At 65.6% G+C, this 17,757-nt stretch carries 19 protein-coding genes; 14 read left to right on the plus strand and 5 right to left on the minus strand.

What is annotated here, in order from left to right:
- Positions 1-66 precede the first annotated feature (66 nt).
- From mpl to N7422_RS11240, 3 genes are read left to right on the plus strand one after another with little or no spacing between them, the layout of a single operon-like run.
- The gene (gene mpl, locus N7422_RS11230) at positions 67-1,416 is read left to right on the plus strand and encodes a UDP-N-acetylmuramate:L-alanyl-gamma-D-glutamyl-meso-diaminopimelate ligase (RefSeq protein WP_279806599.1); all 1,350 of its coding nucleotides are present in this window, start codon (positions 67-69) and stop codon (positions 1,414-1,416) included.
- On the plus strand, positions 1,413-2,042 hold the full coding sequence (ubiX, locus tag N7422_RS11235; RefSeq protein ID WP_279806600.1) for a flavin prenyltransferase UbiX: 630 nt from the start codon (positions 1,413-1,415) through the stop codon (positions 2,040-2,042). The genes mpl and ubiX overlap by 4 nt, the downstream gene beginning before the upstream one ends.
- Positions 2,039-2,326, plus strand: a complete 288-nt coding sequence (locus N7422_RS11240; protein WP_279806601.1) for a YceK/YidQ family lipoprotein — start codon at positions 2,039-2,041, stop codon at positions 2,324-2,326. The genes ubiX and N7422_RS11240 overlap by 4 nt, the downstream gene beginning before the upstream one ends.
- Positions 2,327-2,405: 79 nt before the next feature.
- On the opposite strand, the gene N7422_RS11245 is transcribed toward N7422_RS11240, so the two are convergent.
- The 3 genes from N7422_RS11245 to N7422_RS11255 all read right to left on the minus strand — a co-directional run bounded on the left by N7422_RS11245 (position 2,406) and on the right by N7422_RS11255 (position 5,406).
- Positions 2,406-3,050 (minus strand): oxidoreductase, encoded by a 645-nt coding sequence (locus tag N7422_RS11245; RefSeq protein ID WP_279806602.1) that lies wholly within the window; start codon positions 3,048-3,050, stop codon positions 2,406-2,408.
- A gap of 28 nt (positions 3,051-3,078) precedes the next feature.
- A complete protein-coding gene (locus tag N7422_RS11250; protein ID WP_279806603.1) occupies positions 3,079-4,812 on the minus strand; it encodes a C13 family peptidase in 1,734 nt (577 codons plus the stop codon).
- Between the two features lie 138 nt (positions 4,813-4,950).
- Positions 4,951-5,406 (minus strand): MaoC family dehydratase, encoded by a 456-nt coding sequence (locus N7422_RS11255; protein ID WP_279806604.1) that lies wholly within the window; start codon positions 5,404-5,406, stop codon positions 4,951-4,953.
- Positions 5,407-5,556: 150 nt separating this feature from the next.
- Between N7422_RS11255 and N7422_RS11260 the strand changes: the two genes are divergently transcribed.
- The 3 genes from N7422_RS11260 to N7422_RS11270 are packed head-to-tail and all read left to right on the plus strand — an operon-like array spanning position 5,557 to position 7,232.
- Positions 5,557-5,919, plus strand: a complete 363-nt coding sequence (locus N7422_RS11260; RefSeq protein WP_279806605.1) for a CidA/LrgA family protein — start codon at positions 5,557-5,559, stop codon at positions 5,917-5,919.
- On the plus strand, positions 5,916-6,632 hold the full coding sequence (locus N7422_RS11265; protein WP_279806606.1) for an LrgB family protein: 717 nt from the start codon (positions 5,916-5,918) through the stop codon (positions 6,630-6,632). The genes N7422_RS11260 and N7422_RS11265 overlap by 4 nt, the downstream gene beginning before the upstream one ends.
- A 9-nt stretch (positions 6,633-6,641) precedes the next feature.
- On the plus strand, positions 6,642-7,232 hold the full coding sequence (locus N7422_RS11270; protein ID WP_279806607.1) for an LON peptidase substrate-binding domain-containing protein: 591 nt from the start codon (positions 6,642-6,644) through the stop codon (positions 7,230-7,232).
- Between the two features lie 54 nt (positions 7,233-7,286).
- On the opposite strand, the gene N7422_RS11275 is transcribed toward N7422_RS11270, so the two are convergent.
- Both N7422_RS11275 and N7422_RS11280 read right to left on the minus strand, forming a co-directional pair.
- Positions 7,287-8,603, minus strand: coding sequence for a bifunctional DedA family/phosphatase PAP2 family protein (locus tag N7422_RS11275; protein WP_279806608.1), 1,317 nt, complete (start codon positions 8,601-8,603; stop codon positions 7,287-7,289).
- Positions 8,604-8,606: 3 nt separating this feature from the next.
- Positions 8,607-9,299, minus strand: a complete 693-nt coding sequence (locus N7422_RS11280) for a DNA-3-methyladenine glycosylase (protein ID WP_279806609.1) — start codon at positions 9,297-9,299, stop codon at positions 8,607-8,609.
- 306 nt (positions 9,300-9,605) lie between these two features.
- Here N7422_RS11280 and N7422_RS11285 point away from each other — a divergent pair, with 306 nt between their 5' ends.
- Genes N7422_RS11285 through N7422_RS11320 form a run of 8 tightly spaced genes read left to right on the plus strand, consistent with a single transcriptional unit; the run spans position 9,606 to position 17,573 of the window.
- Positions 9,606-10,877: a glutamate-5-semialdehyde dehydrogenase gene (locus N7422_RS11285; RefSeq protein ID WP_279806610.1), complete on the plus strand. Its 1,272-nt coding sequence runs from the start codon at positions 9,606-9,608 to the stop codon at positions 10,875-10,877.
- Position 10,878: 1 nt separating this feature from the next.
- On the plus strand, positions 10,879-11,538 hold the full coding sequence (nadD, locus tag N7422_RS11290; protein ID WP_279806611.1) for a nicotinate-nucleotide adenylyltransferase: 660 nt from the start codon (positions 10,879-10,881) through the stop codon (positions 11,536-11,538).
- 44 nt (positions 11,539-11,582) lie between these two features.
- The gene (gene rsfS, locus N7422_RS11295) at positions 11,583-12,011 is read left to right on the plus strand and encodes a ribosome silencing factor (RefSeq protein ID WP_011535846.1); all 429 of its coding nucleotides are present in this window, start codon (positions 11,583-11,585) and stop codon (positions 12,009-12,011) included.
- A gap of 9 nt (positions 12,012-12,020) precedes the next feature.
- Positions 12,021-12,488, plus strand: coding sequence for a 23S rRNA (pseudouridine(1915)-N(3))-methyltransferase RlmH (gene rlmH, locus N7422_RS11300; protein ID WP_011535845.1), 468 nt, complete (start codon positions 12,021-12,023; stop codon positions 12,486-12,488).
- A 17-nt stretch (positions 12,489-12,505) separates the two neighbouring features.
- On the plus strand, positions 12,506-14,404 hold the full coding sequence (gene mrdA, locus N7422_RS11305; RefSeq protein ID WP_279806612.1) for a penicillin-binding protein 2: 1,899 nt from the start codon (positions 12,506-12,508) through the stop codon (positions 14,402-14,404).
- 38 nt (positions 14,405-14,442) lie between these two features.
- Positions 14,443-15,546, plus strand: a complete 1,104-nt coding sequence (gene rodA / locus N7422_RS11310) for a rod shape-determining protein RodA (protein WP_279806749.1) — start codon at positions 14,443-14,445, stop codon at positions 15,544-15,546.
- 17 nt (positions 15,547-15,563) lie between these two features.
- Positions 15,564-16,574 carry a lytic murein transglycosylase B gene (mltB, locus tag N7422_RS11315; RefSeq protein WP_279806613.1) on the plus strand — a complete coding sequence of 337 codons (1,011 nt, stop codon included), beginning with the start codon at positions 15,564-15,566 and terminating at the stop codon, positions 16,572-16,574.
- The gene (locus N7422_RS11320) at positions 16,575-17,573 is read left to right on the plus strand and encodes a septal ring lytic transglycosylase RlpA family protein (RefSeq protein ID WP_279806614.1); all 999 of its coding nucleotides are present in this window, start codon (positions 16,575-16,577) and stop codon (positions 17,571-17,573) included.
- The last annotated feature ends 184 nt before the right edge of the window (positions 17,574-17,757 follow it).

Consider the following 17,757-nt stretch of genomic DNA (forward strand, 5'->3'; position numbering starts at 1 on the left):
GCGAAACAGCGGGTGCGATTTCCCTCGCCCTGGGCTACCCTGCCTCGACGTTTTGCGAGGTCGATCATGCACATTCATATTCTCGGTATTTGCGGCACTTTCATGGGTTCGCTGGCGGTGCTGGCCAAGGAGCTGGGCCACCGTGTCACCGGTTCCGACGCCAACGTCTACCCCCCGATGAGCACCCAGCTCGAAGCCCAGGGCATCGAACTGACCCAGGGTTACGATCCGGCCCAGCTGGAACCGGCTCCCGACCTGGTGGTGATCGGCAATGCCATGTCGCGGGGCAATCCGGCGGTGGAGTACGTGCTGAACAAGGGCCTGCCGTATGTCTCCGGCCCGCAGTGGCTGGCCGACCATGTGCTGCAGGGGCGTTGGGTACTGGCGGTGGCCGGCACGCACGGCAAGACCACCACCAGCAGCATGCTGGCTTGGGTCCTGGAGCATGCCGGCATGAGCCCGGGCTTCCTGATCGGCGGCGTGCCGCAGAACTTCTCGGTGTCGGCGCGCCTGGGCGATACACCGTTCTTCGTGGTCGAGGCCGATGAGTACGACAGCGCGTTCTTCGACAAGCGCTCCAAGTTCGTCCACTACCACCCGCGCACCGCGATTCTCAACAACCTCGAGTTCGATCACGCGGACATCTTCCCCGACCTGGCGTCGATCGAGCGGCAGTTCCACCATCTGGTGCGTACCATCCCCAGCGAAGGCCTGGTCATCCACCCGACCACCGAGCAGGCGCTGGAGCGCGTGATTGGCATGGGCTGCTGGACCCCGGTACAGACCACTGGCGAGGGCGGGCAGTGGCAGGCGCGCCTGCTCAGCGCCGACGGTTCGCGCTTCGAGGTGCTGTTCGAAGGTGAGGCGCAGGGTGTCGTCGACTGGGCGCTGACTGGCCAGCACAACGTCGCCAACGCCCTGGCCACCTTGGCCGCCGCCCGCCATGTCGGCGTGGCGCCGGCCATGGGCATCGAAGGCCTGAGCGCGTTCAAGAGCGTCAAGCGGCGCATGGAGAAGGTCGCCGAAGTGCAGGGCGTGACCATCTATGACGACTTCGCCCACCACCCGACCGCCATCGCCACCACCCTCGACGGCCTGCGCAAGCGCGTCGGCGAGGCGCCGGTGATCGCGGTGATCGAACCGCGCTCCAACTCGATGAAGCTTGGCGCTCACCGTGACGGCCTGCCGGAAAGCGTCAACGATGCCGACCAGGTGATCTGGTACGCGCCACCGAACCTGGGCTGGGACCTGGCGGGTACCGCCGCGCAGTGCAAGGTGCCGAGCGTGGTGGCCGACAGCCTCGAGGCGATCATCGAGCGGATCAAGGGCCAGGCACGTCCGGGCACCCATGTGGTGATCATGAGCAACGGCGGCTTCGGCGGTCTGCACGGCAAGCTGGCCGAGGCCCTCAAGTGAGCGGCCCGGAACGCATCACCCTGGCCATGACCGGCGCCTCCGGGGCGCAGTACGGCCTGCGCCTGCTCGACTGCCTGGTGCGCGAGGATCGCGAGGTGCATTTCCTCGTCTCCAAGGCCGCGCAGCTGGTGATGGCCACCGAGACCGACGTGGTGCTGCCTGCCAAGCCCCAGGCGATGCAAGCGTTCCTCACCGAATACACCGGTGCGGCCGATGGCCAGATCCGCGTGTATGGCAAGGAAGACTGGATGTCGCCGGTAGCCTCGGGCTCCGGCGCGCCGTCGGCGATGGTGGTGGTACCGTGCTCCACCGGCACCCTGTCGGCCATTGCCACCGGTGCCTGCAACAACCTGATCGAGCGCGCCGCCGATGTGACCCTCAAGGAGCGTCGGCAGCTGATTCTGGTGCCGCGCGAGGCGCCGTTCTCGACCATTCACCTGGAAAACATGCTCAAGTTGTCGCAGATGGGCGCGGTGATCCTGCCGGCGGCCCCGGGCTTTTATCACCAGCCACAGACCATCGATGATCTGGTCGATTTCGTCGTGGCGCGCATCCTCAACCTGCTGAACATCCCGCAGGACATGCTGCCGCGCTGGGGCGAGCATCACTACGGAGTCGATGATTGAAGCGCGCCCTGGCAGGGCTGCTGATGCTGGCTCAGCTCGGCGGCTGCGCCACGGTGCGCACGCTCGATGCCAACAAGCCGGGAGCGCCGGTGGTGTATGCCGGGACGCGGCTGGACCTGTACGTGATCAATGGTGGATGTTGCCCTGAAGACCGTTTCGGGGCCAGGGCGCCGGCCTATCCGGGGTTGGACCTGCCGGGGAGCGTGCTGCTCGATACCTTGCTGCTGCCGTTGTCGCTGCTGACGGCGGCAGGGGTGGGTTTCAATGCCACGGGCGGTCTGTAACGAAGCAATCGCGGGGCAAGCCCGCTCCCACGATCACGTGGGAGCGGGCTTGCCCCGTCATGAGGCTGGTACTGGCGCCCTATTTCTTGCCCAGCTTGCGTAACTCGTCCGACTCGACCACGCGAATCCCGTCCTCTTCCTCCAGCGCCAGGCGCCACAGCGCCCGGGCCAGGGTGCAGGCCTCGATGCCCCGGTACTTGCCCGGTATGAGGCGGGCGAAGGGCGCCGCCATCCTTTCACCCAGCCGTGGCTCGATGCGCTCGCCCAGCAGCAGCGAAGGCCGGACGATGGTCAGCTGTGGCCAGTCCTGCTGCTTGAGCGCCTCTTCCATTTCGCCCTTGACCCGGTTGTAGAAGATCGACGACTTGGGGTCGGCACCGAGCGCGCTGATCACCAGCAGGTGGCGCGCGCCCATCTCCCGGGCGCGCTTGCTGAAGGCCACGACCATGTCCAGGTCGACGGCCCGGAAGGCGTTTTCCGAGCCCGCCTGCTTGAGCGTGGTACCCAGGCAGCAGAAGGCGATATCGACGCGACCGGCCAGTTGCGGGAGAAACACGGCCGGGTCACCCACCGGGTTTTCCAGGTGCGGGTGCTCGGCCAGTGGCCGGCGCGTCGGCGCCAGCACGCGGCTGATGGTGGGCTCGTTGAGCAGGCGATCGAGCAGGTGTTCACCTGTCAGACCCGTGGCACCGGCAAGCAGGACATGCTGAGGCGTCAAGTACATGAGGTCTCTCCCTTTGTTACTACACAGCTTAGTGGGCGGCAGGTGTTTTCGCCTGTTCCACCGGGGCTGGCTGGGCTTCATTGCGCAAGGCTTGTTCGGCTTGCTGCCGACGCAGGCGCTGCCAGTGACTGATCACTGCCGGCGGCGCCCAGATCTGCGGTTCAGAGGCCTCGAAGCCTTCCCTTCGTTCTCTTTCGGCAACGCTTTGTCGCGCCAGTTCAAACGCTTGTTTCAGATCGTCGGTCTGGTTCAACGCCTGGGCGAACAGGGCGTCGCCGAAGTAGGTGAAATCGGCCTCCTCCGAGCAGCCGAACGAGACCCGATCGGGGCGCGCGGCGGTCATGATCAGCGTGCGGTCGTCCTGAAGCGGGGCGATATAGCCGCCGGAATAGCACGCAGAGATGACGATGATCTTGTCGCGGGCCTTGAGCGGCGCCAGGGCGCTGGCCAGCTCGGCGGCGGACAGGTCGGCCAGTTGCAGGCGTGGCTGGTCGAGCACCAACTGGTGGTCATGGCTGCCATGGCTGGTCAGGTAGATGAACACCAGGTCCTCGGGGCCGCTGCGCTCGGCAAGGGTGCGGGCGGCGCGGGTGAGGTTCTCGCGGGTGGCCATGGGGCGGTCGGCCATGTGGTCGCGGTGGTTGACCAGGGTCACCTGGCCATGGGCGCCGAAGCGCACCTTGAGCATGTTGCTGACATAGTCGGCCTCGCGCAAAAACACGCTCTGCTGGCCGTCGCCGGCCACCACCAGGCTGTACAGCTGTACCGGCGCAACCGAGCGGGGCACTTTGGCCAGGGCTTCATCCAGCAGCCTGCCCTGGTTGAGCAAGGCCAGGTCGAGCGGGTCGGGAAGCAGCTTGCCCCCGGCGTCGCGCACACGCACGCCATTGACCCAGGTACCGCTCTCGACCCGACCCTCCGGGTGGGTCAACCGGCCCTGGCCGTGGTAGGCGTCATCGGCGAAACCGCCGACATACTGGCTGCCGTCGGCCAGCTGCAAGGTGCCGGCACCGGCGAAACGCCAGTCGCGGAAGCTGCCTTTGTAGCGACTGCCATCGCTGCCCAGCAGTTCGCCCTGGCCGCTCAGCGAGCCGTCCTTGAACTCACCGATCCACACATCGCCGTCGGCATTCTCGTAACGACCGCGGCCTTCGAGGTGGTTGTCCTTGAATTCGCCGATGTACTGTTCGCCGTCGATACTGTCGTAGGTGCCGGCGCCCTGCAGCTGGCCGTCGATGAAGTGGCCGCTGTACTGGTTGCCGCTGGTGTCGCTGCGTACACCGGCGCCGTTGGGCTTGCCCTTGGCGAACAGGCCCTGGTAGCGGCTGCCGTCGGCCAGTTCGAGCTGGCCCGCGCCTTCGTACTGGTCGTCCTTGAACTGGCCACGGTAGGTCTGGTCGTGCTGCTTGAGCGTGCCTTCGCCGTCTCGCCGGCCATGCTTGAAGGTGCCTGCATAGTGGCTGCCGGGGGTGGTCAGGTCACCCAGCCCCTGGAACAGGCCTGCGCTGAACTGGCCGCGGTAGACCTCGCCGTTGCTGCCATGCCATTCGCCCTGACCGTGCCATTGGCCATCCTTGAAGGCGCCGGCGTACCAGCTGCCGTTGGGATAGTCGATGCGCCCTTCGCCCTGCAGCAGGCCATCGACCACCTGGCCCCGGTAGCGGCCGCCATCGGGCAGCCGGGCATCCGGGGGCGACAGGGGCTCGCCCTCGCCACAGGCGGCGAGTAGCAGGATCAGGGTCAGCGGAAGCAGGGGGCGCATGGCGGGTTCCGGGCGAAACGATGCGCCGAGTATGCCGCAGAATGCGGGGAGCCGTGAATCGGGGTGCCCGTGGGAGCGGGCTTGTCTGATCGCTCCCACAGGGTTGGGGGAGACCCCACTAAGGTCGTGCCAGGGGCCTCAGACGAAACAGAGCGACAGCGGCTCAGCGATATAGGCGGGCTTTTCTTCGCCTTCGATCTCAAGGGTGACGGTCGCCTTGAGCAGCCATTGCCCCGGCTTCTTCTCGGTGGCGTCAGTCAGGTCGACTTTCAGCCGCACCTTGCTGTCGACCTTCACCGGCTGGATGAACCGCACGCTGTCCAGGCCGTAGTTGACCACCATCTTCAGCCCCTCGGGCAGCACGAGGATGTCTTCCATCAGCTTGGGGATCAGCGAAAGGGTCAGGAAGCCATGGGCGATGGTGGTGCCGAAGGGCGTTTTCTTGGCTTTCTCGGGATCGACATGGATGAACTGGAAATCGCCGGTGGCCTCGGCGAACAGGTTGATGCGTTGCTGATCGATCTTCAGCCAGGCGGAACGTCCCAGTTCCTTTCCAACGTACTGCGAAAGCTCTGTAACCGGTACATAGGGCATCGCGACTCTCCAGGTTGTCATTTGGTACGAAAGTGCAAGATCAGCACGGCGAACCGCCTCAGTCAAGTTGCCAGTCTTTCGCCGAATATCGCCTTATAGGCAGTTGCTTAGCGTGCTTATAATGGCCGCCATGCTCTGAGGGAGGTGGTTATGCTGTTGCGTGGTTTGACCTGGCTGGTGCTGTTCCAGTTGCTGGGGACGGCGATCAATCACCTGTTCCTGCCCATCCTGCCCGGGCCGATCATCGGCCTCTTGCTGTTGCTGGCCTTCCTGATGATCCGTGGCGAAGTCGGCAAGCCGCTCAACGAAGCCGCCGGCAGCCTGCTGCGCTACCTGCCGTTGCTGCTGGTGCCGCCGGCGGTGGGGGTGATGGTCTACGCCAGGGACATCGCCGCGGACTTCTGGGCCATCGTCGGCGCGTTGCTGATCTCGTGCCTGGCCACCCTGGTGTTCGTCGGTGTATTGATGCAGAAACTCATCCACCGCCAGAGCAAGCGCGAGGAGCAGCCATGATCCTCGACTGGCATGGCGCCCTCGATGCGGTCATCCATCACCCGTTGTTCGGCATCGGCATCACCTTGGCCGCCTACCAGCTGGTGCTGGCCGCGTTCGAGAAGACTCGCTGGATCTTCCTGCAGCCAGTGCTGGTTTCGATGCTGCTGGTGATCGGCATCCTGTTGCTCTGCGGCATCGACTACGCCGAATACCGCAAGAGCACCGAGATCATGAACATCCTCCTGGGCCCGGCCACCGTGGCCCTGGCGGTGCCGTTGTACCTGAACCTGCGGCGCATCCGCCAACTGTTCTGGCCGACATTTACTACGCTGGTAGTCGGAGGCCTGTTCGCCACCGTGGCATGCCTGGCGCTGGGCTGGTGGTTTGGCGCCGAGCACATGATCCTGATGACCATGGCGCCGAAGTCGGTCACCTCGCCCATCGCCATGCTGGTGGCCGAGCAGATCGGTGGCGTGGCGGCGCTGGCGGCGGTGTTCGTGCTGATCACCGGGGTGATCGGGGCGATCTTCGGGCCGGCGCTGCTGACCCGCTGTGGCGTGCTCAGCCCCGAGGCGCGGGGCATGTCGCTGGGGGTGACCGCCCATGCGGTGGGCACCTCGGTGGCCCTGCAGGAAAGTGACGAATGCGGCGCCTTCGCCGCGCTGGCGATGAGCCTGATGGGGGTGGCCACGGCGGTGTTCCTGCCGTTGGCGGTCAGCCTGGTGGCTTGAGGACTGAACATGACGCTACCGCTGTTTCCCCTCAATACCGTGCTGTTTCCCGGGTGCCTGCTCGACTTGCAGATCTTCGAGGCGCGCTATCTGGACATGATCGGCCGCTGCATGAAACAAGGCGAAGGCTTTGGCGTGGTGTGCATCCTCGAAGGCGAGCAGGTGGGCAAGGCACCACCGGTGGTGGCCTCGGTTGGCTGCGAGGCGCTGATCCGCGACTTCGTGCAGCAGGACAACGGCCTGCTGGGCATTCGTGTCGAAGGCGTGCGGCGTTTTCGCGTCGAACGGACCGAGGTGCGCAAGGATCAGCTGATGGTCGGCGAGGTGCAGTGGCTGCCGGAAACCGCGGACAGCCCGCTGGTGGAGCAGGACGACGACCTGCTGGCGTTGCTGCTGGCGCTGGGTGAGCACCCGATGGTGGAAGCGCTGGACATGCCGCGCGACGTGGACGGGCGGCAGTCGCTGGCCAACCAGCTGGCGTATCTGTTGCCGTTCATGGAGGAAGACAAGCTCGATCTGCTCGCCATCGATTCGCCGCAACTGAGGTTGGAGGCGATCCAGGCACTGCTGGAGCGGATCCAGGGCGAGTTGTTCGCCTGACCATCTTGTATCGGCCCTTCGCGGGTGAACCCGCGAAGGGCCAGCAGGGCCAACTCAATACTGGTAGCGCAGCAGCGCCGTGGGCAGCGCATGCAGGGCAAAGAACGCCAGCAGCGCGACGCACGCCGGCAGCACCAGCCACCACACCCGCTGTGGCAGCGCCATGAGCGGCTGGCGATGCTGCACCAAGGTCAGGCTCAGCGCGCACACGCAGCTGGCCAGCAGCGCCCCGGCGAGAATATCGGTCGGCCAGTGCACGCCCAGGTACACCCGCGACAGTGCGATCGCCAGTGCCGGCAGGCAGCCGAGCAGTATCCAGGTCAGGCGCATGCGCGGTGGCTGGCTGCGCCCGGCCAGCACTGCCAGGACCAAAAAGAATGCAAACGACGCCGAACTGTGGCCGCTGGGCATGCTGTAGCTGGTGAGCGGATCGGCCAGCACCTCGGGGCGGGCACGGGCGAACAGCCATTTCAATGAGCCGTTGGCAAGCGCGGTACCGATCAGCGCCCCGCCGGCGAACACGGCATGACGCCATTGCCGGGCCAGCAGCAGGAGCCCGGTCAGCAGGCCACCGAGGAAGAACTGGGTGCGGAAATCGCCCAGCCGGGTGACCAGCACCACGGCACTGTCGATGGCCTGGTTGCGGTGTTCCTGCACCAGCGTCATGACGCCCTGGTCGAACTCGCTCAGGTAAGGCCAGCCAAGGAACAGCGCCGCCAGCGCCACGCCGCTCAGCGCGGCGATCAGCCGGGTACCGTGGCGCTGGTCGCGGATGCTGGTGCTCAGGCTCAAGCCGATCAGCACGGCCAGGGTGCCGGCGACGATCCCGGCATCCAGCCAGAAGCCTTCCGGCAGTGGCAGGCGCATGGCCGCTCCGGTGGCCCAGCCGGGCAGCAGGTAGGCCACCGACCAGCCGGCACCCGCCACCAGGCTTACCGCGATGAAGCGCGGCAGCGGCATGTCGAACATGCCGGCGACCATCGGCAGCATGGGCCGCAGCGGGCCGATGAAGCGGCCGACCAGCAGGCTGGCGATGCCATAGCGCTGGAAGTACGCCTCGGCACTGCCGATCCACTCCGGGTGGCTGCGCAGCAGCGGCAGGCGCCGGATATTCTGGTGGAAGTACTTGCCGATGCCGTAGGAGATCGCGTCACCGAGCATCCCGCCGAGAAAGCCCAGCAGCAGGGTTTCGCCCAGGCTGAAGGTGCCGCTGCCAGCCAGCACGGCGACGGCGAACATCAGTACGGTGCCGGGCACGATGATGCCGGCGATGGCCAGGCATTCCACGCAGGCCACCACGAAGATCGCCAGGCCCAGCCATTGTGGATTGGCGCCAAGCCAGGCAGTCAGGCTGTCGAGCCATTGACCCATGGTTCAGTTTCCTTGTTCGAGCATGAAGAAATCCCGTCCTTCGATCTGGCCGCGGCGTAGCGGGTTGCGGGTGCAGAAACGGGCGAATTCGGCGTCGACGAAGCGATAGGGCAGGTGTTCGTCGCGGCCATGGGGGATCCCCAGGCGAGTGGTCTGGATCACCCGTGGCACGGCAATGCCGCAGTCCTCGACGTACAGTCGCTCGGGATCGAAGCGTTGCGCATCCCAATGCGGCACCTTCAGGCCCATGGCCCGGCACAGCAGGGTCTGGCCGTTGCACAGGCGCTCGGGCGAGCGCAGACCGCCGCTGGCGTCAGGGTTGTTGAGCTGCATCCGGGCGAGGCAGTTGGCGTCGGAGATGGCATCGGTCCAAGGGTAGGCGGACTTGATCAGCACCGCGTTGCCCGGGCCTTGGGCGCTGAAGTTCAGCGAGTCACCCCCGCGGGCGTAATACATGTAGATGTGGCCACCATCGAGGAACAGCGCCTTGCGCTTCTCGGTGAAGCCGAGGGAGGCGTGGCTGCCCTTGTCGCTGAGGTAGTAGGCCTCGGTCTCGATGATCCGTGCCGCCAGCCAGAGATCACCGTGGCGATGGCGGATGACCTTGCCCAGCAGGTCGCGGGCAAGGGTCTGGGCGTCGCGGTCGAAGAAACTGTCGGGCAGGACGCGGGCCGGGCAGGGGGCGGGTTCGGACATGCGGGCGGTTCGTGGTTGTCGAGGCGGCGATGATAGCAACGAATGGCTTAATCGAGGCTGAATCACCAGACCGGTGTGTTGGCCTTTTCGCGGGTAAAGCCGCTCCCACAGGTCATGCGCAGAGCCTGTGGGAGCAGGTTTCCCTGCGAAAGGGCCGGATCAGGTGCAGGAAATGCCGATACGGGTGGTTACATCTTTCCTACACATTCCTTCAGCCATTTTCGACCATCCGCCACCCGCCGCTGGGCGTACCCGAGCGCGCCAGTTATAATCAGCCGATTTCCCCTTCGCCAAGACACCGAGCCCATGACTGAGTCCGTTCTTGACTACATGACCCGCCTGGGTCGCGCCGCCCGCGAGGCCTCGCGGGTGATCGGCCGCGCCAGCACCGCGCAGAAGAATCGCGCCCTGCAGGCCGCCGCTGACGCGCTGGACGCCGCCCGCGCCGAGCTCGCCGCAGCCAACGAACAGGACCTGGCCGGTGGTCGCAAGAACGGCCTGGAGCCGGCACTGCTCGAGCGCCTGGCGCTCACCCCGGCCCGCATCGACGGCATGATCACCGGCCTGCGTCAGGTGGCCAGCCTGCCGGACCCGGTAGGCGCCATCCGCGACATGAGCTACCGCCCATCGGGCATCCAGGTCGGCAAGATGCGTGTGCCGCTGGGCGTGATCGGGATCATCTACGAGTCGCGCCCCAACGTGACCATCGACGCCGCCAGCCTGTGCCTCAAGTCGGGCAACGCCACCATCTTGCGCGGCGGTTCCGAAGCCATTCATTCCAACCGAGCCATTGCTGCCTGCATCCAGCGCGGCCTGGCCGAGGCGGGCCTGCCGCCGGCGGTGGTGCAGGTGGTCGAGACCACCGATCGAGAAGCCGTGGGCGCGCTGATCAGCATGCCGGAGTTCGTCGACGTGATCGTCCCGCGTGGTGGCCGTGGCCTGATCGAGCGTATCAGCCGCGATGCCCGCGTACCGGTGATCAAGCACCTGGACGGCATCTGCCACGTGTTCGTCGACGAGCATGCCGATCTGGACAAGGCCTGGCGCGTCGCCTTCAACGCCAAGACCTATCGCTACGGCATCTGTGGCGCCATGGAAACGCTGCTGGTCGACCAGCGCGTGGCCGAGCGTTTCCTGCCGGAAATGGCCCGCCGCTTCCAGGAGAAGGGCGTCGAGCTGCGCGGCTGTGAGCGCACCTGCGCGATCATCGACGCCAAGCCGGCCAGCGAAGACGACTGGCACACCGAATACCTCGACGCGATCCTGTCGATCCGCGTCGTCGATGGCCTTGAGCAGGCCATCGAGCACATCAACCACTACGGTTCGCACCACACCGATTCGATCATCACCGAGCACCAGGGCCAGGCCCGGCGTTTCATGGCCGAAGTCGATTCGGCGTCGGTCATGCTCAACACGCCGACCTGCTTCGCCGATGGCTTCGAATATGGCCTGGGCGCGGAGATCGGCATCTCCACCGACAAGCTGCACGCCCGTGGCCCGGTCGGCCTGGAAGGCCTGACCTGCGAGAAGTACGTGGTGATCGGTGACGGCCAGCTGCGCGGCCAGGAGCCGTGCTGAGTTGAGCAAGGCGGTGGCAGTCCGGCGCGTCGGCATTCTCGGCGGTACTTTCGACCCGGTGCATATCGGTCACCTGCGCAGCGCGCTGGAAGTGGCCGAGTTCATGCGCCTGGACGAACTGCGCCTGCTGCCCAACGCCCGCCCGCCGCACCGCGATACGCCGCAGGTGGCGGCGCAGGATCGCCTGGCGATGGTGCGCAGCGCCGTGCAGGGTGTCGAGCGCCTGAGCGTGGACGCCCGTGAGCTGGCCCGCGACAAGCCGTCGTACACCATCGACACGCTCGAATCGATCCGTGCCGAACTTAACGCGCACGACCAGTTGTTCCTGGTGCTGGGCTGGGACGCGTTCTGCGGCCTGCCCAGCTGGCATCGCTGGGAGGAACTGCTGCAACACTGTCACATCCTGGTGCTTCAACGCCCGGATGCCGACGTCGAACCCCCTGACGAGCTGCGCAACCTGCTGGCGGCGCGCTCGGAGAGCGATCCCACCGCCATGTCCGGCCCGGCGGGGCACATTTCGTTCGTCTGGCAGACGCCGCTTGCGGTGTCCGCCACGCAGATCCGACAGCTGCTGGCCAGCGGCAGGTCGGTACGGTTCCTGGTGCCGGACGCAGTACTGGCCTACATCGAGGCGCACGATCTGTATCGTGCGTCCAATTGACGGCGCCTGCGGGCGCCTCACTTAATGAGTTGAACGAGTTTTATATGACCAAGCAGAAAATCAATGGCATCAGCGGCGAAGAACTGGTCGAGCTGACCAAGGCCGCGCTGGAAGACGTCAAGGCCCAGGACATCCAGGTCATCGACGTGCGCGACAAGCACAGCCTGACCGACTACATGATCATCGCCACCGGTACCTCCAACCGCCAGATCAACGCGATGCTGGAAAAGGTCCGTGAAGCGGTCAAGGCCAAGGGCGCTCAGCCCCTGGGCGAAGAAGGCAAGGGCGACAGCGACTGGGTGTTGCTCGACCTGAACGACGTCATCGTGCACATGATGACCGCCGCCGCCCGTCAGTTCTACGACCTGGAGCGCCTGTGGCTGGGTGCCGAGCAGAGCCGTGCCGCCGATGGCAAGCACCACAGCCCGGAAAACACCCACGACTACTCCGACAAGCTCAAGGATCGGGAATAAGGAAGCGTCGTGCGTCTGCGTCTGATCGCGGTCGGCTCGCGCATGCCGAAATGGGTCGAGGAAGGCTGGCATGAATATGCCAAGCGCCTGCCCTCGGAGCTGGCGCTGGAGCTGGTGGAAATCCCGCTGAACACCCGCGGCAAGAATGCCGACGTCGCCCGCCTGATCCGTCAGGAGGGCGAGGCGATGCTGAGCAAGGTACAGCCGGGGGAACGCATCGTCACGCTGGAGGTCCATGGCAAGCCCTGGAGTACCGAGCAACTGGCGGGCGAACTGGACCGTTGGCGCCTGGATGCGCGCACGGTCAACCTGATGGTGGGCGGCCCGGAAGGGCTGGCGCCGGAAGTCTGCGCGCGCAGCGAGCAGCGCTGGTCGCTGTCGCCGCTGACGTTGCCGCACCCGTTGGTAAGGATACTCATCGGCGAGCAGATCTACCGCGCCTGGACCGTGTTGTCCGGGCATCCCTACCACAAATGAACCTGTAAGCCTGTCCGATGCCGCAGCAGATCCGCCTCAAGGACCACGAGAAAGACGCCCGCCTGGTGCGCAACCGCGTCGTCGTGGGCGCCGTGGCGGTGGTGGTGCTCGTCTGTGTGCTGATCGCCCGGCTGTACTACCTGCAGGTCATCCAGTACGACTACCACTCGACGCTGTCGGAGAACAACCGGGTGCATGTGCAGCCGATCCCGCCGACCCGCGGGCTGATCTTCGATCGCAATGGCGTGGTGGTGGCCGACAACCGCCCCAGCTTCAGCCTGGTGATGACCCGCGAGCGTGCCGGAAACGCCGGCAAGTGGCAGGAAGTGCTGGATGTGATCGTCGAGGTGCTCGAGCTCACCCCCGATGACCGCGCCCTGTTCGAGAAGCGCATGAAGCAGGGGCGCCGGCCGTTCGAGCCGGTACCGATCCTGTTCGAACTCAACGAAGAGCAGATCGCCCGCATCGCGGTCAACCAGTTCCGCCTGCCCGGCGTGGAGGTGGCTGCCCAGCTGGTTCGTCATTACCCTCAGGGCGCGCACTTCGCCCATTCGGTGGGGTACGTCGGGCGCATCAACGAGAAAGAGCTCAAGACCCTGGACCCGGTGAACTACAGCGGCACCCACCACATCGGCAAGACCGGCATCGAGCGCTTCTACGAAGACGAGCTGCATGGCCAGGTGGGTTACGAGGAAGTCGAGACCAACGCCCGTGGTCGGGTGCTGCGGGTGCTCAAGCGCACCGATCCGAAGCCGGGCAAGGACATCGTGCTGAGCCTCGACATCAAGCTGCAGGAAGCCGCCGAACAGGCGCTGGGCGGGCGCCGAGGCGCCATCGTCGCCCTCGACCCGCGTACCGGCGAAGTGCTGGCGATGGTCAGTCAGCCGAGTTTCGATCCCAACCTGTTCGTCACCGGCATCGGTTTCAAGGCCTATGCCGAGCTGCGCGACTCGATCGACCGGCCACTGTTCAACCGCGTGCTGCGCGGCCTGTATCCGCCGGGCTCGACCATCAAGCCCGCCGTGGCCATCGCCGGTCTCGACAGTGGCGTGGTCACCGCGTCCAGCCGGGTGTTCGACCCGGGCTACTACCAACTGCCCAACTACGATCACAAGTACCGCAACTGGAACCGCACCGGCGATGGCTGGGTGGACCTGGATGTGGCGATCATGCGCTCGAACGACACGTACTTCTACGATCTCGCGCACAAGATGGGTATCGATCGCCTCTCCACCTACATGAACAAGTTCGGCATCGGCCAGAAGGTCTCGCTGGACATGTTCGAAGAGTCGCCGGGCCTGATGCCGTCCCGTGAATGGAAGCGCGCCACGCGCCGCCAGGCCTGGTTCCCCGGCGAGACCCTGATCCTTGGCATCGGCCAGGGCTACATGCAGACCACGCCGCTGCAACTGGCCCAGGCCACGGCGCTGATCGCCAACAAGGGGGTGTGGAACCGCCCGCACCTGGCCAAGACCATCGAAGGGCAGCCACCGGTGGACGAGAACCCGATGGAGAACATCGTCCTGCGGGACAAGTCCGACTGGGCCAGGGTCACCCATGGCATGGAGCAGGTGATGCACGGCGCCCGAGGTACCGCGCGCAAGGCTGCCATCGGTGCGCAGTACCGCATCGCCGGCAAGAGCGGCACGGCCCAGGTCGTGGCGATCAAGCAGGGCGAGAAGTACGACCGCAACAAACTGCAGGAACGCCACCGCGACCATGCTCTGTTCGTCGCCTTCGCCCCCGCCGAGGCCCCGAAGATCGTGGTGTCGGTGATGGTCGAGAACGGCGAGTCCGGCTCCGGCGTCGCCGCCCCCGTGGTGCGCCAGGTCATGGATGCCTGGCTGCTCGACGAGAATGGCCGGCTCAAGCCTGAGTTCGCCCCCGCCACAGTCGCCCAGGAATCGGCCCCGTGAAGAACAACTTCGACCGCATGCTCTCCAGCGAGGACGTGATGCGCAGGCGCGCCAGCTTCCTGCAGCGCATCCACATCGATGGCCCCTTGCTGATCATCCTGCTGACGCTGGCCGCCGGCAGCCTGTTCGTGCTCTATTCGGCCAGCGGCAAGAACTGGGACCTGCTGATGAAGCAGGCCACCTCGTTCGGCATCGGCCTGACCTCGATGTTCATCATCGCCCAGCTCGAACCGCGCTTCATGGCGCGCTGGGTGCCGCTGGCCTACCTGGCCGGGGTATTCCTGCTGATCGTGGTGGACGTGATGGGCCACAACGCGATGGGCGCCACGCGCTGGATCAACATCCCCGGGGTGATCCGCTTCCAGCCCTCGGAGTTCATGAAGATCATCATGCCGGCGACCATCGCCTGGTACCTGTCCAAGCGCACCTTGCCACCGCACCTCAAGCACGTGGCGATCAGCCTGATCCTGATCGGCGTGCCGTTCATCCTCATCGTCCGCCAGCCGGACCTCGGCACCGCGCTGCTGATCCTGGCCTCGGGCGCTTTCGTGCTGTTCATGGGCGGGTTGCGCTGGCGCTGGATCATCAGCGTGATCACCGCGGCGGTACCGGTGGCGGTGGCGATGTGGTTCTTCGTCATGCACGACTACCAGAAGCAGCGGGTACTGACCTTCCTCGACCCGGAAAGCGACCCGCTGGGCACCGGCTGGAACATCATCCAGTCCAAGGCGGCGATCGGTTCGGGCGGCGTGTTCGGCAAGGGTTGGCTGCTGGGTACCCAGTCGCACCTGGACTTCCTGCCGGAAAGTCACACCGACTTCATCATCGCCGTGCTCGGCGAAGAGTTCGGCCTGGTCGGCATCTGCCTGCTGCTGCTGATCTACATCCTGCTGATCGGCCGCGGGCTGATGATCACCGCCCAGGCCCAGACGCTGTTCGGCAAGCTGCTCGCGGGCAGCCTGACCATGACCTTCTTTGTTTATGTGTTCGTCAATATCGGTATGGTCAGCGGCCTTCTGCCCGTGGTGGGCGTGCCGCTGCCCTTCATCAGCTATGGCGGAACTTCGTTGGTGACGCTGCTGTCAGCGTTTGGCGTTCTGATGTCGATCCACACGCACCGCAAGTGGATCGCGCAGGTTTGAAAAAGGTGAAGAATTTCATGCAAGCAGTGCGTGGCTGGGTTTCCCGTCTGGCGCCGTGGATCGGCGCGTTGGGTTTGCTCGGCGCAGTCCAGCAGGTCAATGCCGGCGATTACGATGGCTCACCGCAAGTGGCCGAATTCGTCGGCGAGATGACCCGTGACTACGGCTTTGCCGGCGAGCAGCTGATGGGGGTGTTCCGCGAGGTGCAGCGCAAGCAGGCGATCCTCGACGCAATCTCGCGGCCGGCCGAACGGGTCAAGCCGTGGAAGGAATACCGCCCGATGTTTCTCACCGACGCGCGGATCGCCCGCGGTGTGGACTTCTGGCGCCAGCACGAGGCCGTGCTGGCCCGCGCCGAGCAGGAATATGGCGTGCCGGCACAGGTAATCGTGTCGATTATCGGCGTGGAGACCTTCTTTGGCCGTAATACCGGCAATTACCGGGTCATCGACGCGCTGTCCACGCTCGGTTTCGACTACCCGCCGCGCGCCGAATTCTTCCGCAAGGAACTGCGCGAGTTCCTCCTGCTGGCCCGCGAAGAGCAACTCGACCCGTTGACGCTCAAGGGCTCCTATGCCGGGGCCATGGGCCTGCCGCAGTTCATGCCGAGCAGCTTCCGCGCCTATGCCGTGGACTTCGACGGCGATGGCCACATCAATATCTGGAACAACCCGGACGATGCCATCGGTAGCGTCGCCAGCTACTTCAAGCGCCACGGCTGGGTCGCCGGTGAGGCGGTGGTCAGCCGCGCGAGCGCGCGTGGCGAGCGTGTCGACGAAGGCCTGACCAGCGGTATCGAGCCAGTGAAGACGGTCGCGCAGTTGCGGGCGCTGGGCTGGTCGAGTCATGATGCGCTGCGCGATGATCTGCCGGTCACCGCCTTCCGCCTGGAGGGCGAAAACGGCCCTGAGTACTGGATGGGCCTGAAGAATTTCTACGCGATCACTCGCTACAACCGCAGCGTGATGTATGCCATGGCGGTGCATCAGCTTTCGGAACAGCTGGTTCTGGCACGGGGCGTCAAGTAAATGCGCGAACTCTTCACCCTCAACACCGCAAAACTGCTGACCTGCGTCGCCGTGGGCCTGGTCCTGGCCAGTTGCTCCTCGAGCCGGCCTTCCAGCCCGCAGACTGGCAACACCGTGCGCTCGCAGCCGGGCCTGGACATCAACCGGGCCCACAAGGACGGCGCGCCGTGGTGGGACGTGGACGTCAACAAGATCCCCGACGCCACCCCGACTGTGCACACCGGCAACTACAAGGCCAACCCGTATACCGTGCTGGGCAAGACCTACTACCCGATGCAGGACTCGCGCAACTACCGCGCCGAGGGCACCGCGTCGTGGTACGGCACCAAGTTCCATGGGCAGAACACCGCCAATGGCGAGCTCTACGACCTCTACGGCATGAGCGCGGCGCACAAGACCTTGCCGCTGCCAGCCTACGTGCGGGTGACCAACCTGGCCAACGGCCGCAGCGTGATCCTGCGGGTCAACGACCGTGGCCCGTTCTACTCCGACCGCATCATCGACCTGTCCTACGCCGCGGCGAAGAAGCTCGGCTATGCCGAGTCCGGCACCGCGCACGTGCGCGTCGAAGGTATCGACCCGCAGCAATGGTGGGCGCAGCGCGGCCAACAGCCGCCGATGATGCTCAAGGAGCCGCAGGTGGCCCAGGCCCAGCCGATTGCCGCCAGCACCGGCCGGGTCGAGCAGTGGACGCCGCCACCGCAGCAGCACGCGGCGCCGGTGGTGCCGGTGCAGGTGGGCGGCAACAACGTGCCGAACGCCAGCGGCGGCAGCTTCCTGCAGGTGGGTGCGTTCGCCAATCCGGATGCGGCCGAACTGCTGCGTTCGAAACTGAGCACCATGGTCAGCGCGCCGGTGTTCATCAGCTCCGTCGTGCGTAACCAGCAGACCCTGCACCGGGTGCGCCTGGGGCCGATCAACAGCCAGGGCGAGATCCAGCAGGCCCAGGACAGCATTCGCCTGGCGAACCTGGGGCAGGCCAAGGTCGTGACCGACTGACGCTTGCACCGGGCCATTCGCGGGTAAACCCGCCCCCCACAGGGTTTCGCTGCACCTGTGGGGGCGGCTTTACCCGCGAAGCCGAGCATACCGACCTGTCGGTTTGTTCATGAATTGCCGGGCTTGGCCATGTACAATGCCCGTTTTTGCCCGCAGCGGCATTACGCCGCAGGTCGCGGGCCAG

This window comes from Pseudomonas sp. GD04091, assembly GCF_029836165.1.
In the GTDB taxonomy this organism is placed as follows: Bacteria; Pseudomonadota; Gammaproteobacteria; order Pseudomonadales; family Pseudomonadaceae; genus Aquipseudomonas.

Excerpts from the sequence above, each read along its gene's own strand:
- mpl (WP_279806599.1), top strand. The coding sequence starts at position 67 with ATGCACATTCATATTCTCGGTATTTGCGGCACTTTCATGGGTTCGCTG.
- N7422_RS11245 (WP_279806602.1), bottom strand. The coding sequence starts at position 3,050 with ATGTACTTGACGCCTCAGCATGTCCTGCTTGCCGGTGCCACGGGTCTG.
- N7422_RS11250 (WP_279806603.1), bottom strand. The coding sequence starts at position 4,812 with ATGCGCCCCCTGCTTCCGCTGACCCTGATCCTGCTACTCGCCGCCTGT.
- N7422_RS11255 (WP_279806604.1), bottom strand. The coding sequence starts at position 5,406 with ATGCCCTATGTACCGGTTACAGAGCTTTCGCAGTACGTTGGAAAGGAA.
- N7422_RS11260 (WP_279806605.1), top strand. The coding sequence starts at position 5,557 with ATGCTGTTGCGTGGTTTGACCTGGCTGGTGCTGTTCCAGTTGCTGGGG.
- N7422_RS11265 (WP_279806606.1), top strand. The coding sequence starts at position 5,916 with ATGATCCTCGACTGGCATGGCGCCCTCGATGCGGTCATCCATCACCCG.
- N7422_RS11270 (WP_279806607.1), top strand. The coding sequence starts at position 6,642 with ATGACGCTACCGCTGTTTCCCCTCAATACCGTGCTGTTTCCCGGGTGC.
- N7422_RS11275 (WP_279806608.1), bottom strand. The coding sequence starts at position 8,603 with ATGGGTCAATGGCTCGACAGCCTGACTGCCTGGCTTGGCGCCAATCCA.
- N7422_RS11280 (WP_279806609.1), bottom strand. The coding sequence starts at position 9,299 with ATGTCCGAACCCGCCCCCTGCCCGGCCCGCGTCCTGCCCGACAGTTTC.
- N7422_RS11285 (WP_279806610.1), top strand. The coding sequence starts at position 9,606 with ATGACTGAGTCCGTTCTTGACTACATGACCCGCCTGGGTCGCGCCGCC.
- rsfS (WP_011535846.1), top strand. The coding sequence starts at position 11,583 with ATGACCAAGCAGAAAATCAATGGCATCAGCGGCGAAGAACTGGTCGAG.
- mrdA (WP_279806612.1), top strand. The coding sequence starts at position 12,506 with ATGCCGCAGCAGATCCGCCTCAAGGACCACGAGAAAGACGCCCGCCTG.
- rodA (WP_279806749.1), top strand. The coding sequence starts at position 14,443 with ATGCGCAGGCGCGCCAGCTTCCTGCAGCGCATCCACATCGATGGCCCC.
- mltB (WP_279806613.1), top strand. The coding sequence starts at position 15,564 with ATGCAAGCAGTGCGTGGCTGGGTTTCCCGTCTGGCGCCGTGGATCGGC.
- N7422_RS11320 (WP_279806614.1), top strand. The coding sequence starts at position 16,575 with ATGCGCGAACTCTTCACCCTCAACACCGCAAAACTGCTGACCTGCGTC.